General features: G+C 65.8%; 14 protein-coding genes. 7 read left to right on the plus strand and 7 right to left on the minus strand.

All coding sequences use genetic code 11. The features are described from left to right. Positions 1 to 33: 33 nt before the first annotated feature. Positions 34 to 330: a DUF6432 family protein gene (locus tag ACJ70B_RS10795; RefSeq protein WP_408956991.1), complete on the minus strand. Its 297-nt coding sequence runs from the start codon at positions 328 to 330 to the stop codon at positions 34 to 36. A gap of 209 nt (positions 331 to 539) precedes the next feature. Here ACJ70B_RS10795 and ACJ70B_RS10800 point away from each other — a divergent pair, with 209 nt between their 5' ends. The 3 genes from ACJ70B_RS10800 to ACJ70B_RS10810 all read left to right on the plus strand — a co-directional run bounded on the left by ACJ70B_RS10800 (position 540) and on the right by ACJ70B_RS10810 (position 2,823). Further along, entirely contained in the window at positions 540 to 1,544 is a 1,005-nt protein-coding gene (locus ACJ70B_RS10800) for a hypothetical protein (protein WP_408956992.1), read from the plus strand. Between the two features lie 230 nt (positions 1,545 to 1,774). Next, positions 1,775 to 2,161, plus strand: coding sequence for a DUF5611 family protein (locus tag ACJ70B_RS10805; protein ID WP_408956993.1), 387 nt, complete (start codon positions 1,775 to 1,777; stop codon positions 2,159 to 2,161). 473 nt (positions 2,162 to 2,634) lie between these two features. Continuing rightward, complete coding sequence (locus ACJ70B_RS10810; protein ID WP_408956994.1) at positions 2,635 to 2,823, plus strand: hypothetical protein; 189 nt, start codon at positions 2,635 to 2,637, stop codon at positions 2,821 to 2,823. Between the two features lie 39 nt (positions 2,824 to 2,862). On the opposite strand, the gene ACJ70B_RS10815 is transcribed toward ACJ70B_RS10810, so the two are convergent. Further along, positions 2,863 to 4,371, minus strand: coding sequence for a heme-binding protein (locus ACJ70B_RS10815; protein WP_408956995.1), 1,509 nt, complete (start codon positions 4,369 to 4,371; stop codon positions 2,863 to 2,865). Between the two features lie 172 nt (positions 4,372 to 4,543). Between ACJ70B_RS10815 and ACJ70B_RS10820 the strand changes: the two genes are divergently transcribed. Then, positions 4,544 to 5,071: a PadR family transcriptional regulator gene (locus ACJ70B_RS10820; RefSeq protein WP_408956996.1), complete on the plus strand. Its 528-nt coding sequence runs from the start codon at positions 4,544 to 4,546 to the stop codon at positions 5,069 to 5,071. A gap of 30 nt (positions 5,072 to 5,101) precedes the next feature. On the opposite strand, the gene ACJ70B_RS10825 is transcribed toward ACJ70B_RS10820, so the two are convergent. The 4 genes from ACJ70B_RS10825 to ACJ70B_RS10840 form a co-directional block, all read right to left on the minus strand. After that, positions 5,102 to 6,937 carry a site-2 protease family protein gene (locus tag ACJ70B_RS10825; protein WP_408956997.1) on the minus strand — a complete coding sequence of 612 codons (1,836 nt, stop codon included), beginning with the start codon at positions 6,935 to 6,937 and terminating at the stop codon, positions 5,102 to 5,104. Between the two features lie 64 nt (positions 6,938 to 7,001). Continuing rightward, entirely contained in the window at positions 7,002 to 8,666 is a 1,665-nt protein-coding gene (gene lysS / locus ACJ70B_RS10830) for a lysine--tRNA ligase (protein ID WP_408956998.1), read from the minus strand. Beyond that, complete coding sequence (gene pyrH, locus ACJ70B_RS10835) at positions 8,663 to 9,388, minus strand: UMP kinase (RefSeq protein WP_408956999.1); 726 nt, start codon at positions 9,386 to 9,388, stop codon at positions 8,663 to 8,665. The genes lysS and pyrH overlap by 4 nt, the downstream gene beginning before the upstream one ends. Positions 9,389 to 9,481: 93 nt before the next feature. Next, positions 9,482 to 10,513 (minus strand): CapA family protein, encoded by a 1,032-nt coding sequence (locus ACJ70B_RS10840; protein WP_408957000.1) that lies wholly within the window; start codon positions 10,511 to 10,513, stop codon positions 9,482 to 9,484. A gap of 276 nt (positions 10,514 to 10,789) precedes the next feature. Here ACJ70B_RS10840 and ACJ70B_RS10845 point away from each other — a divergent pair, with 276 nt between their 5' ends. The 3 genes from ACJ70B_RS10845 (at position 10,790) to ACJ70B_RS10855 (ending at position 13,634) form a co-directional block, all read left to right on the plus strand. Further along, entirely contained in the window at positions 10,790 to 11,626 is an 837-nt protein-coding gene (locus tag ACJ70B_RS10845) for a molybdopterin synthase (protein ID WP_408957001.1), read from the plus strand. A gap of 250 nt (positions 11,627 to 11,876) precedes the next feature. Continuing rightward, the gene (locus tag ACJ70B_RS10850) at positions 11,877 to 12,122 is read left to right on the plus strand and encodes a hypothetical protein (RefSeq protein WP_090619353.1); all 246 of its coding nucleotides are present in this window, start codon (positions 11,877 to 11,879) and stop codon (positions 12,120 to 12,122) included. A gap of 354 nt (positions 12,123 to 12,476) precedes the next feature. Further along, positions 12,477 to 13,634 (plus strand): site-2 protease family protein, encoded by a 1,158-nt coding sequence (locus ACJ70B_RS10855; protein WP_408957002.1) that lies wholly within the window; start codon positions 12,477 to 12,479, stop codon positions 13,632 to 13,634. 27 nt (positions 13,635 to 13,661) lie between these two features. Here the strand turns inward: ACJ70B_RS10855 and thiL are convergent, their stop codons facing one another. Then, the gene (gene thiL / locus ACJ70B_RS10860; protein WP_408957003.1) at positions 13,662 to 14,561 is read right to left on the minus strand and encodes a thiamine-phosphate kinase; all 900 of its coding nucleotides are present in this window, start codon (positions 14,559 to 14,561) and stop codon (positions 13,662 to 13,664) included. Positions 14,562 to 14,600: the final 39 nt, after the last annotated feature.

Raw genomic sequence — 14,600 nt, forward strand, 5'->3', positions numbered from 1 at the left:
CTCCTGGGGTCTGAAGCCCTCAGGCGTTTCGATTCAGAAAGGGATCCGCTCGCGCAGCCACTCGCCAAGCGACTGCTCGTCATCCTCGTCGGCCGGCTCGTCGGGGACGACGCGCTCGGCGGGCTTGATAACCGTCTCGGAGCCCGACTCGACGTCGATCAGGTCGTCCTCCTTGAGCGTCGACAGGGCGTCCTCGAGCTCGTCGATGTCGACCTCGACGGCCGCGCGGAGTTCGAAGACGGTCATCCCATCGTCGGCGCGGTCGACCAGTTCGTCGAGCACCGCCACCTCCGTCCGTTCCCGGTTCCGGTACTCCCGCTTTGCTCTCATCCGTATGCCCATTCGATAACCTGGGATTTGACGTTTGCCGTTCCGACGGCGACGGCCGCCGGCCGTCGGCCGTACGCCGACGCTCGTCGACCCACCCTTGGGAACGGGACTCGGGTCGCTCCCTCGAACCGGTCGCTCTTCGAGACCGTCACGGAGCTAGGACACACAGGCAGTACGTTTTTTATGGAATGACTCGGTACGGTGGGACAATGGTCCTGCGATGTTCGCTGCTCGGGCACGACTTCGGCGAGGCCGATGTCGAACGCGAGCGCGAAGAACGGGGCAGCGAAGTCGTCGTTACCGTCCAGGAATACGAGGAGTGTTCCCGCTGTGGCGAGCGCAACGTCATCAGTGAGAATACCGAAGTGACGAGTCTCTCCACCGCGACGGACGCCGACACGCCCTCCGACGAACCCGCTGACGAACCGACCCAACAGCCACTCGAGTCCGATATCGACGCCGCCGAATCGGGGACGAACGCCGAGTTCATCGACGCCGATGCGGCCGCCGGTGCCGACGACACGGCGGCCGCCGACGAGTTCGCCGCCGACGGTGTCGACGTTCGCGAGGCAGACGCGTCCGAACCGGAACCGTCCGCGGCCCCGGCGGCCGACGACGGTGCCGACGACATCGAGATTCCGACGGACGAAAACGGCGACCCCGTCACCGATGACGGCGAGATTTTAGAGGACGACGGGTCCGAACCTGATCGGGACCGAGACCGCGGCGAGTGGCCCGACTCGGACGACGTCGGGCCGCCGGTCGGCGCGGAGTCCGAACCGACCGCGTGGCCGGACGACGAATCCGACACCGAGTCGGCAGTCGCCGACGACCCCGGCGGCATCGATCCGGACGAGATCGACGACGACGCCGTCCTTCTCGAGAACGATGCGCCCTCGGACGGCCTCGGCGGTGCGAGCGCTGCCGACGGCGCGGCCGGGGCCGACGCACGGTCGGTGACGGCCGACGCCTCCGCTACAGACACCGCCGACACCGATCGAAACGCAGCGTCCGATTCGGGGACCGGCATCGAACGCGCCGGGTCGGCCCCGTCTCCGGCCGAGAGCAGCGATCAGTCCGACGATGACGTTCCGACCGAGTTCCACTGTCCGCGGTGTGACTTCGTCGCCGCTGGCGACCGCAGTTCGCTCCGCGCCGGCGACATCTGTCCCGATTGTCGGAAGGGCTATCTCAGCGAGCGCGAACGGCAGTAGCGCGTCTTTGACGGATCGGTGGCCGGAGATCGGTGTCCGATTTCGGTTCGCCTTTCGTCTCCCTTTTTGGCCGCTTCCGGACGATCCGCCGCGTTAGGTCCCGTCTGCCGGGGATGACCGTCATCGGCCCGTCTCCCCACAGCCGCCGGTTTTCGGCCCCGCGAACCAATCAGACACCCGAAACGTCGACTATGAAAAGAGGTAAACACTCCCCCGTGCTTCTTCGAGCCATGAAGGAGTACAAGATGCGTCGCGGTGAATATCTCGAGGAACGAATCCCCGACATGGAGGCGACCGTCGAGGACTACTTCGGTCCCATCACCGACACCCAAGAGTACAAGGGCAGCGACCTCTATTTCATCGAAGAGCCCGACAACCCGGTCTTCGAGAAAATCGTCGTCGGAGCCGTCGAGTACTCCGGCAAGAAGGACAAACTCGCCGTCGAGTTCCACGAGCGCGACCCCACCGAACTCGGCCCCGACGAACTCGAGGCCGCCGGTGAGGCCGTCGACGCGAAAAACGATTTCCTTCTCGAGGCGACCGGCCGCGACGCCAAATCCCGCCGCGACTCGATGAAGCGAAAAGTCGAGGACGACCCGGATCACGACTTCGACTAACGACTTTTTACACTGTCGTTCGAGAGAGCGGAGCGCTCTCGTGATGACGAACCGCCAGAGGCATTTCGAACCCACGGTCTATCGCGAGTGAGGCGCGTAGCGCCCCACTCGCGATGTGCCTCGGTAAACGGTCGATCAAAAGCACTCCTCCCTCCGTTCGCTCGTTGCGCTCGCTCACATCAGTCGTCGGCCCGCTCGCTCAACCAGTCTCACAGCCTTCGGCCGTCTGCTCACGGGCTTCGCCCGTTCGCATGGCGGGACCTTCGGTCCCGCGCTATTCGACTTCTCGCGGCGCATAGCACCGCGCACGGCTTCGCTCGCGGTCGAAATCGGGTGACCGCCTGCCCTCCCCCGGGTCGAGCGACTCACCGCGAGTGCGGTGAGCCGCTCTCCCGGCCACAGCACCGACCTCATCCGTAGCTCCGTCCGTCGGGTTCGTAACGGCTTTGCTCGCCCCGTCGAATGCTCGGCTAATGGACGCACAGTCGTTTCTCGTTGCAACGTTCATCGCTCACCTCGGGTTCGCGAGTTTCGTCACCGTCCACGCCTTCGCGACCGATCGCGACGCCGGCAAATGGCCGTTCCTGACGCTGGCGTTCGGACTGGCCGGGATCGCCGCCTACTTCTTCTACGACGAATCGTCGGGACCCGGTGGGAGCTGATCGGGGGGTTCCTCGAGCGGGGCGAAAATTTGGGCGGGCTCAGGCGAGGAAGACGTGTCGCGGCCGGTCGGCGAGCACATCGCGGCCGAACTCGACGGCCTCCGAGAAGGCATCAGAGCGGAAGAACTGCATCGCGTCCTCGCGGGAATCCCAGCGGCTGGCGATGAACATGTCGTTTTCGTCTTCGCGGTTGACCAGCAGGTCGGTCTTCCGGTGGCCGTCCATCTCCGCGAGCAGGTCGGCGGCGTCCTCGAACGTGCCGGTGAAGTCGCTGCGGTGTTCGGGCTTGACGGTGTAGAACATCCCCATCGTCCCCCACGAGTCGTCCTCGTCGTCTCCCGCCTGTCGAACGATCTCGGGGAGGTCCGCGAGGAATCCGGCGGCCGTGTTCGCGGCGCGATCGGTGTCCCAGAGGCTGACGATCGCCGTCTCCGCGTCCTCCGCTCGAGATTCGTAGACGGCCGTCTTCACGTGCGTGTCGTAGTGGTCGAAGTTCTCCCGTAGCCCGTCGACCTCCTCGAAGAGTTCGTCGGGATCGGCCGCCGAATAGAGGACGACCGCGTGGACGTCCTCGCCGTGGGGCTGGCCCGCGTAGACGCCCATCTCCTCGAGTTCGCTGCGCACGTCTTCGTCGTCTTCGTCGTCGCCGTGGGGATGGCCGCCCGAACTCGAGTCGTCTCCGTGGTGGCCCCCGGAGCCGTGATGGTGGTCTGCGGACTCGCCGCCGCTGTGGGCGTGGGGATGGTCGCCGCCGTCGCCCTCCTGCGGGACTTGCTCGCCCGCGAGGAACGCACCGAGGTCTTCGGGCGGGAATCGACGCGCCGAGAGGAACCGGCCGAACTCGGCGAATCGGGAACTCGAGGGATCGAAGCGCATCTCGGAGAGCAGTTCCTTCACGTCGGTCGGATCGTCGCCGAACAGCGTGACGCCCCACTCGAAGTCGTCGAGGCCGACGCTGCCGGAGATGATCTGCGTGACACGGCCGGCGTAGTCCCGGCCGATGTCCCCGTGAGAGGAGAGATGCTCCGCGCGCTCCTCGAAGGGCAGGTCGTACCAGTTGTCCTCGGGGCCGCGGCGCTTGCTCATCGGATAGAAGCTCAGGAACTCGCTGTCGGGGATTTCGGGCTTGAGCCGCGACTCGATGTAGCGCTCGAGGCCGGCGTCTTCGACCTCCGCGTCCTCGTCGAAGTAGTCCTGGGACATGTAACCCGAGACCTCGGTCACCGAGAGGTAGGAGTCGGCCCGCTCGGTGAACTCGGCGAGGGCGGTGTGTTCGAACCGCCGCTCGAGGGCGTCGATGTCGCCGAGCGTCGGCCGCAGGTGGAGCACGAGCAGGTCGGCTTTGTGGCCGAGCACCGCGAACGTCGCGGACTCGCCCTCGCCGGCGTCGTCGACGGCCTCGCAGGACGCGAGATAGTCGACACCCTCCTCGATCGCCTGCGAGCGCCGACGCTCGGGCGCGTCTCGCCAGGCGTCCCAGTCGATCGACCGGAAATCGTGCAGGACGTACCAACCCTCCTCGGTCTGTGGCGGTCGCCGTCGTTCCATGCGCGGCGATTCGTACGGCGAGGCTAAGAAGGGCCGGGGTTTCGCCCCGTCGTTCCCTGCCACCGCTCCGCCGTATGACCCGTCGGAGCGCGCCCTCGCGACCGGCCGTCGATCGACCGTGTCCGGGTCTGACCGAAACCCTTTACGTCCGTCCGTTAAATCCACGACGTACATGCGGAAAAGTGGGCCGCCCAAGGGACTCATCGCCTACCTCGTCCTCGAGTTGCTCGAGGAGAAACCGCGGTACGGCTACGAGATCTTGAAAGAGATCCGCGATATCAGCGGCGGTCACTGGGAACCGTCGTACGGTTCGGTCTATCCGATTCTCTATAAGTTCGAAGAGAAAGGCTGGGCCGAGCGCATCGAGCGCGCAGACGAACCCGATCGAAAGTACTTCGAACTCACCGACGCCGGCCACGCGGAACTCGAGGAGCGCCGCGAGAGCGGCTGCGAGAAGGCCAGCGACTTCGTCGACGTCATCCTCGGCTACTACCACGTCTACGCGGCGTTCTCGACGGACGACCGCTTCGAGATTCCCGAAACGGAGGGGGAGTGGCGGTTCGACGAGGAGTTCAGCCGCTGGGTCGTCGAACAGGTCGTTCGCCACCACGAACACTACTTCGACACCGAGTTCGAGCGCCTCGAGGAGACCACGGAGGAGTTTTACGAGCGCCACGGCATCGATCCCGACGGATCATAGTCGGTCCGCTTGATGCTCGAGGCCGGCCGCTTAGCCGCCGAATAGCTGCGGGCCAAACAGCAACAGGAGGAAGCTCACGAGCATCGTCACGCCGACCGTGGTCGTCACCACGCGGACCATGCCACGCGTCGCGTCGATCGGGAGGCGAGAGACGACCGCCTCGGTGCTGGTCCGGAGGATGTGCCCGCCATCGAGGGGGAACGCCGGGATACAGTTGAAAAAGCCAAGCTGGATGTTAATCCAGCCGGTCCAGAACAACAGGTTCGCGGCGAGGAAGACGGCACCATCACCGAAGACGCTGAGCGGGCCGTGCACCGTATAGAAGTTCTGAATCCCGCCGGTGAAGCCGGCGAAATTGAACGGCAGCGCGCCGGTGACGCCGATGATCGGTAACAACACTGCCATCCCCACTTTACCGAGGAAGGTGTCCGTGATCGGTCCGAACGGCGACTCGCCGCCACCGAGCAGCGCCAGATAGTCGCCGGCGGGATAGAGTTGGACGCCGATGTCGTTCACCGTGACGCCGGACGTTCCTCGGTGGGGCTGGATCCCGATGAACCCGCTGTCGGATCGTGGATGGTCGTCGAGCGTAACGGTGTACGTCCGGCGCTCGTCGCCGAAGTAGCCGGCGACGGACACCTGTTGACCGGGCTTGGTATCCTCGAGCAACGCCGCGAGGTCCGCGTAGTCGTGTATCCGCTCGCCGTTGAACTGGGTGATCACGAACGTCTCGTCCGTCGGTCCGGTCTGGCCCTCGAGCGGTTCGTTCTCGACGATCGAGACTGCGGCCCCGATCGTCACTTCGCGTTCGACGCGCTCGCCGTCTTCGGATTCGATCGTCAGCGTGACCCGCTCGTCGTCGCCGACGGCGTCGATGAACCCGTGCTCGGTCGCGACGGTCCGGCCGTCGACCGCACGGATTCTATCGCCGGCGGAGAGCCCCGTCGGCCCGTCGTCCATCGCCGCGGTCACGACCAATGCTCGGTCGACGGGCACTGTCTCCTCGCCGTTGAGTTCGACGCTCACCTGCTCGCCCGTCGTCGACTCGAGTCGGTTCGCGAGTTCGTCGTTGCTCTCGACCGGAGTGCCGTTGATCGCCGTGATGCGGTCGTTAGGTTGGATGCCGGCCTCGGCGGCGGGTGAGTCGGGTGCGACGCCGCCGACGGCGGCACCGGACGCGACGCCGATTGAGCCGACAATCGGCCCGAACAGCAGGGCGAAGGCGAGGATTGTCACCGCGAAGTTGTTCGTGACGCCGGCGGCGAACATTCGCGTCTGTCCGCCGCGGGAGGCGGCGTTGCTGCTCTCCTGATCGGGTTCGACGAACGCGCCGACGGGGAGGATCGCAAGCATCGCGACTCCCATCGAGTCGATGTCGATGTCCTCGACGCGACAGAGCAGCCCGTGGCCGCCCTCGTGAACGACGAGCCCGACGAGCAGCCCGAAGACGATCCCGGGCGTGGCCGCCAGCGGGAGGAAGTCGTTGACGCCGGGAATGACGAGGACGTTGCGCGGCTGTCGAACGGCCGAGGTCGTCGGCTGTGGCCCGGTGAGCGCGATCATGGCCGCCCGCAGGAGAAACAGGAACATACCCACCATCACAACCAGCGCGATGCCGACGCCGAGGTTTGACCACGCCCGCCAGAACCGTTTCGGGCGGGCGAGGCGGTCGAGAAGCACCCGTCCGCGCTTGGTGTGGAACGTGAGTATCGGTCCCTGCGTACCGATATAGTCGGGTAGCCGACCCGTGTTCTGCAACGCGATGACTGCCCCCCAGTACAGCGCGAGTCCGATCAGGACCCAGGTGAGGAGTTCCGAGCCGTAAATCGCGGGGGGCGAGACGAAGGCGGAGGAACCGTAGTCCATCGATACTACTTCCGCGGGGAGTTCTCAAATGGCTTTTGTCTATCGACTCGTCCGCCGGGCGGCGTCATCGCTCTCGCCGGAGTCGATCGACGACAAATTCCCGATCGACCTTCGCGAGGAACGGACCGAGCTTCGGGCCCTGCTCCTCGTCGAAGAAGAGTCGGTAGCCAGCACCGAAGAAGTCGCCGACGTCGACGTCGTGGCGCTTCGCGGTCTCGTAGATCTCGCCCTGTATCTCGTCGGGTTCGTGGCCCTCTTCGATGAAGTCGGCCAGTTCCGCGAGTGCCTCCTCGGTGGCCGCGTCGAACTCGTGGTCCGGGATCTCGGTCCGTTTGAGCTCGTAATCGAACTCGTTGCCGGTCCGGCGGGCCCAGTTTCGCGCCCGCTCGACGCGTGCGAGCGCCCCCTCGACGGCCCACTCGGGCGCGTCTTCGGGAATATGTCCTTCGCGCCGGGCGATCTCCTCGCGCAACTCGGGATCGTCGGTCATCCCCAGCACCGCGGCGAACGTGTAGGGAAACCGAATGCGGTCCTCTCGGGGCTCATCGACGATGAACGGATAGACGCGCTCGGCGAACGCCTCCTCGTCCTCGCTGCCCTCGATCTCGCCGAAGTAGATCGCCTCGAGCCGGTCGAACTCGTCGACCAGCTGGTCCAGCCGTTCGATGCTGAAATCTCGCGCCTTCGAGGGATCTTTCGCGAAGAAGTACCGAAGCACCTCGGGCTCGAGCAGTTCGAGTACGTCCGAGACCAGGATCACGTTCCCCTCCGAGGAGGAGAACGGCTCGCCCTCGAGGGTGAACCACTCGTAGACCATCGGGACCGGCGGCTCGGTCTCGAGGACGTTGCGGGCGACGTCCTGGCCGCTGGGCCACGATCCTTCGGCGTGGTCCTTGCCGAAGGGCTCGAAGTCGACGCCCAGCAGCTGCCACTGGGCCGGCCATTCGAAGCGCCAGGGGAGTTTGCCCTCGCGCAGCGTCGCCGTTCCCTCGTGGCCGCAGCCGTCGATCGTCTGGTCGCCGGCGTCCATGTCGGTACAGCGGTAGTCGACAGTCGGCGGCTCGCTCTCGAGGTCGACGCTCGTCACCGTCTCGGTGATCTTCCCACACTCCTCGCAGATCGGATTGAACGGGACGTAGTCGCCGTTCGCGTCGACTTTGTCCTGGTACTCCGAGAGGACTTCGCGTGCGCGCTCTCGATGCTCGAGCACGAACCGCGTCACGTCTTCAAACTCGCCGGACTCGTAGAGCTCCGTGTTCGAGACGAGGTCGATCGGAACGTCGACGGCGTCGGCACTGTCCTGGATAATGGTCGCGAAGTGGTCGCCGTAGGAGTCACAGCAGCCGAAGGGGTCCGGGATGTCGGTGTAGGGCGCGCCGAGGTTCCGGCCGAGCGCGCCGGCGTCGACCTCGCCTAAATCGACGAGGTTCCCCTCGAGGTCACAGAGGGTTCGCGGCAGTTTGCGAAGCGGGTCGCGGTCGTCGGCGGTGAACACCTGCCGGACCTCGTGGCCCCGGTCGCGAAGCACTTCGGCGACGAAGTAGCCGCGCATGATCTCGTTGACGTTGCCAAGATGGGGAACGCCAGACGGCGAGATGCCGCCCTTGACGACGATCGGCTCGTCGGGATCACGCGCTTCTACTCGGTCTGCGACCGTATCGGCCCAGAAGGCGTGGCGCGCGTCCTCGCCGTCCTCGCGCTGGAGGGTATAGGGGCTCTCGTCGCTCATCGCTCGTCGCTCGCCCAGTAGGTCGGTTCCGCGCCGGCGCCGTCGGGGACGATGTCGGTCCCCTCGTGGTCGCCGTGGCGGACCGCCCGCGCGATCCGATCGGGATCGGTGCCGTCGAGGACAATCGTGCGCATCCCCGAGCGCTCGATGATCTTCGCCGCCAGCAGATCGACGGGTGCGGAGGCCCCGGCGTTCATCTCGAGGCCGGCGATAGCGTCGACCAGTTCCGCCGCGGAGAGGTCGTCGTACTTGATCGCGTCGGCGTCCTCGTTGGGATCGGCGCTGTAGACGCCGGGGACGCTCGTGGCGTAGACGAGGAGATCGGCGTCGATGTACTCCGCGAGGGCGGCCCCGACGGCGTCGGTCGTCTGAGCCGGCGCGACCCCGCCCATGACGCAGATGTCGTCGCGGCGCAGCGCCTCGCTGGCCTCTTCGTAATCCGTCGCGGGTGCGGTCACAGCTCCTTCGCCGAGCGCGGCGATGAGCAGCCGAGCGTTCAGTCGCGTGACATCGATTCCCAGTTGATCGAGTTCGATCTCGTTGGCCCCGAGGTCCCGGGCGGCCGAGATATAGTCACGGGCGACGCCGCCACCCCCGACGACGGCACCGATCCGACAGCCGTCCGCCGCGAGGTCTTCGATGACGGCAGCGTGTTCGGCGACCCGATCCCCGCCGGGCTCGGGTACGAGGACGCTCCCGCCGATAGAGACGACCACTTTCATACTACCCCGGTGTAGCGGAGTTGCTCTCTTAAGGGTTGCCAACTACCCGGACGGCGTGGTGACACACCGCTCGAGCGGAGTCCGAGCACACGCTCAGATCTCACCGTCGTTAGATTCGTCGTCGCCGAGTGACAGCACGAGCGCCTCCCCATCTCGATCGAACGCGGTGCCGAACGGTTCCGACAGGTCGCGCATGCGATCGCGCGCCCACGCTGCCGCGTCCGGACTCGCTACGTGGACCGCACAGCCGTCGATCTCGGTCGGGTGGAGTCTGAGGTCCGTCGGCCGCCCGTCGGGACCCACGGCGAGTACGAACAGAAAGCTCCGGTCGTTCCGGCGCTCATCGTCGACGGCGTAGTCGTCGACGAAGTCGCCTGCATCGTAGATGATCGGTGTTCCGTCGTGAACCTCGATCCCCTGAAAGACGTGGGCGCTGTGGCCGTGGACGATATCGACGCCTTCCTCGGCGAGCCAGCGGCCGACTGCGCGGAACGACGCCGGCGGTTCCGTCACCATGTTCGGCCCCCAGTGTAGCGAGGCAACCAGCAGGTCGGGTTCTGTTTCGCGTGCGCGCTCGAACGCTTTTCTCACGCGCCGGCGCATTGTCGTGTCGTCGACATCGAACTCGACTCGAGCCGTCCCCGGGGACTCCTCGTCGGCGGCGTACTCCGGCGTGTTGTCGGTAAACGAGACGACAGCCACGTCGAGACCGCCGTTCGAATCACCGACCGAGAACGCCGCCGGCTCGAGCGCCTCGTCGATCGTCTCGCCGGCACCCGATCGCGCGATGCCGGCCTCGTCCAGCGCCGCGAGGGTGTCTCGCAGCGCGACCTCCTCGTAGTCAAGCACGTGGTTGTTCGCCAGCGCGCAGGCGTCGACGCCGGCCCGCTCGAGTGCGGGGACGGCCCAGTCGGGGTCGGCCCGGAAATGAAATGGCCGGCGCGTCCGCGTCCACTTTCGCCCGCGCGTCGAGAGCACGCACTCGAGGTTGATCACCAACCCGTCGAGCCCGCGCAGGCGCTCGAGCGTGTTCCCCCAGACCGCGTCGACGGAGCGATCGCGCTGGCGGTCATCGACGAGTCGACCGAGCATGACGTCGCCCGTGAACCCGATGCGAAGGGACATATCGGACGTTCGTTCCGCAGGTGCAAAGTCTCGAGCCGTCGCCACGAACCCGATTCGTCACCGTGCGATGGCCGGGGCGGCTCTCGAGGTGCAAGGGAGGACGCCCAGGCTGCGATGCGGGGTGGGACTGCCCGGATTGTGGCGGGGTGGGACCGATACTGCCTGGGTTTCGGTGCGGGGTAGGACTGAAAGGGGCGATCTGCCGGGCTCTCGAGCCCGGCAGATCGGGGCTTTCTTGCCGACAGCTACAAAGCCGGACCCGTCTTTCGTTCGAACATGCACGTACTCGGTGTTCGCGACGGGGGAGCCGGCGGCGACGCGCTCGAGCGCGTCGTCGACCGAGTCGTCGATCGACTCTCCGAACGGGGGCGCGTGGGTGTCGTCAGGTACGACGCGACGATCGCCGACGGAACGCACGCCGGCGAGTCGCTCACGTTCGGCGGCGACGTCACCTACGACCTCGGCGTCGACGGCGACTGGGCAGCGTCCGGCACGGGAATGTCAGTCGGCGACGCGCTCGACAGCCTGTCGACCGACTGCAAGTACGCGGTCGTCGTCGGCGTGCGGTCGCTCCGTCATCCGTCGATCGTCGTGGGAGAGGCCGTGGACGATCGGATAACCGAGGGGCCGGTTCTCGCGACCATCGACGGCCCCGCCGACCTCGAGTTCGACGACCTCATCGCGCGACTTGAGGCAGCCGAACCCCACGAGAGCCTGCAGTCGCTGGTCGCCCGCGTCAAGCGATCGCCCAGCGCCGACCGCGCGGGCGCGATTGCGACGTTCACCGGCCGCGTCCGCGCGAAAGATAGCGACGACGATGCGCGCACCGAGCACCTCGAGTTCGAAAAGTACGAGGGCGTCGCCGACGAGCGGATGGCGGCCCTTGAGGCGGACCTCGAGGCGCGCGACGGCGTTCTCGAGGTCGAACTCTATCACCGAACGGGCGTCGTCGCGGACGGCGAGGATATCGTCTTCGTCGTCGTCCTCGCAGGCCACCGCGCAGAGGCGTTTCGAACCGTCGAAGATGGGATCGATCGGCTGAAAGATGAGGTCCCGTTGTTCAAGAAAGAGGTGACGGCCGAGGACGAGTTCTGGGTACACGATCGTCCCTGACCGTTACGTTCGATCCACAATGGTTCTAAAATATCGAAATGATCGTCGAGAACGATAGTCTATTCACCATGATTGTTTCACCAGAGATAATAAGTTAGCAGCTGTTTTAAAACGTCTAGATGGCTCTAAACCGGCAGTTAGCGATATAATAAGCGCCTGTAAAAGGATTCTTACCCCCCTGATAGCTGAATGCAATCGAAACGCGGCTAACCATCCCTCCTTTATAACAGATCGCCGTCGGAAGGGTGGGATGTCGATGAGCACGACAGCCCAACCCTCCACGGAAAGCAAGGAACGCCGCCTGAAACGCTACCTGCGCGAACGCGCCGAAGACGGCGAACTGTATTTCAAAGGCAAGTTCATCGCAGACGACGTCGGGATGTCCCCCAAAGAGATCGGCGCACTGATGGTCAAGCTCTCGGACTCGGTCAGCGACCTCGAGATCGAGAAGTGGTCCTACACGAGCGCGACCACCTGGCGTGTCGCACCCGCCTGATCGTCGATCCGTCGCTCGACGGCTTCGAACCGCCCGACGAACGTCCCCGCGTTCACCTCACGCACCCCTGTCGCACGCTCGTGTGGCACCCTCAAGCACCCCTGTTGCACGTCCGTGCGGCACTCCTCTCACGCACCCGTGCCGGCGCGTCACTGCCTACCCCGGCACGATCACCCTCATTCCTCACACCCACAGACACTGTCTTTCGGTCGTCACGCTGTCACAGTCTACTCCGGCACGTCAAGCGCGCTCGCCGCCAGAAGTGCCAAACGACATCGAGCGGTTTACCCCGGGAAAACGGCCTCGCCTGCCGACGGCAGTCGATTTATACCGCCAGATCGTGAAACGCTGGTGATGGAAGACATCGATCGGTCCGGATTCGGCACCGCGGGACGCGGCGGTCGTTCCCTCGAGGACGGGCCACCGATCGATCGGATCGAATCGGTGTTTACGGTCTATGATGTCCGGCAAGAGGACGACCGGCTCGTATATTACGGCGATCCGCTCGCTCACCCGGAACGGGTGATGGGCGAACTCTGGCCGGCGTTTCGCGAGCGCGGCTACGACGCCACTCTCGAGCAGCGTCGCGGCGAGTACATGCTCGTCGCCGAACCGACGGACATCGGCATCGATGGAATTCCGTGGACGAACATCGTTTTGTTTCTGTTGACGATCGGGTCGACGTTGTTCGCCGGTTCGATGTGGTATCAGCTCGATCCGTTCGCCGACCCGACCGCGATCTGGCATGCCTGGCCGTTCACGGCTGCGATCCTCGGCGTCCTCGGCGTTCACGAGATGGGACACTACGTGATGAGCCGCTACCATCAGGTTGACGCCTCGCTGCCGTATTTTATCCCGGTGCCAACGCTTATCGGGACGATGGGAGCGGTCATCAGAATGAAGGGGCGGATGCCGGACCGAAAGGCGCTGTTCGACATCGGCGTCGCCGGTCCGCTGGCCGGCTTCGTCGCGACGGTCGTCGTGACGGTGATCGGGCTTCACTTACCACCCGTGACCGTTCCCGAGGCGGTGTTGCAGAATCCCAACGCGATCGAGATCAGACTCGGCTATCCCCCGCTGCTCGAGTTGCTCGCGGCCGGCTTCGACCAGCCGCTGTACCGGAACGATCCCGCGAAGGGCGTGAATCCGGTCGTCATCGGCGCGTGGGTCGGGATGCTCGTCACGTTCCTCAACCTGATCCCGGTCGGCCAACTCGACGGCGGCCACATCCTTCGGGCGATGGCCGGCGAACTCCAAGAGACCATTGCCGCGGTCGTTCCGGGCGTGTTGTTCGCGCTCGCCGGCTATCTCTACTACCTGCAGGACTACAGCCTGAACACGGTATTGATCTGGATCCTCTGGGGGGTACTGACGACGCTGGTCGCGTCGATGGGGCCGGCGACGCCGATTCGAGACGAATCGCTGGGACGGGGACGGTTCGTCCTCGGGGTGGCCACCTTCGGGATCGGTCTGCTCTGTTTCATGCCGGTGCCGGTCGAGATCGTCGGCTGATCGAGTTTCGGGCCCCGCCGCTCGTCCTCAGCCGTGCGTGTAACCGCGATCCGCGAGCGGCTCGCCGTCCATCGTGATCTCCTCGGCTGATTCGAGTACCGACCCGATCACCGAGAGCGGAACGTCGATCTCGTTTCGAACGACCGGAGCAGCGTCCTCGGGGAGCGTCGCGACGAGTTCGAAGTCCTCGCCGAAGGTGGTCGCGCGCTCGAGCGCCCCGTCATCGCTGTCGGCGATCTCGCGGACGGCGTCGTCGATCGGGAGCCGCTCGGACTCGATCGCAAAGCCATAGCCACTGGCCTCGGCGAGCTGGTGTAGCGAGCGGGCGAGCCCGTCGCTCGAGTCCATCATCGCGGTCGCGTGTGGAGCCAGCGCCCGGCCGGCCGCGATTCGAGGGACGAACCGAAAGAGATCGTTCGCGCGCTCGCGAAGGCGGTCATCGCCGTCGCTCGTGCCCCGGTCGAAATACTCGAGGGCGGCTGCACTCCGGCCGAGCGTACCGGTCACGCAGATGAGGTCGCCGGGCCGCGCGCCGCGTCGGCGGACGGGGTCGTCGGTGCGTCCGATCGCGGTCGTCGACACGGTGAACTCGTCGTGGCCGTCCAGATCGCCGCCGACGTACTCGGTTCCGACGCGCTCACAGACGTCGCTCGCGCCGCGGACGAAGGCGAGCAGGTCGTCGCGGTCGAACGCGGGGGCGGCGTAGGCGGCGACGGCGGCCGTGGCCTCGGCACCCATCGCGGCCACGTCCGACAGCGACGCGCCGACGGCGCGCCAGCCGGCCGTATAGCGGGTCGTTCCCGGTGGGAAGTCCGTCCGCTCGTGGAGCATGTCCGTCGTCACGACTAGCCCGTCGACGACGGCTGCGTCGTCGCCGGCCGCCTCGAGTTCGCCCGACAGCAGTCGCAGGGCGGCGCGTTCGTCCATACCACCCGTTTCGCCTCGAGGGCGAAAAACGGTCCGGGC

This window comes from Natrinema sp. 74, from assembly GCF_046097095.1.
In the GTDB taxonomy this organism is placed as follows: Archaea; Halobacteriota; Halobacteria; order Halobacteriales; family Natrialbaceae; genus Natrinema.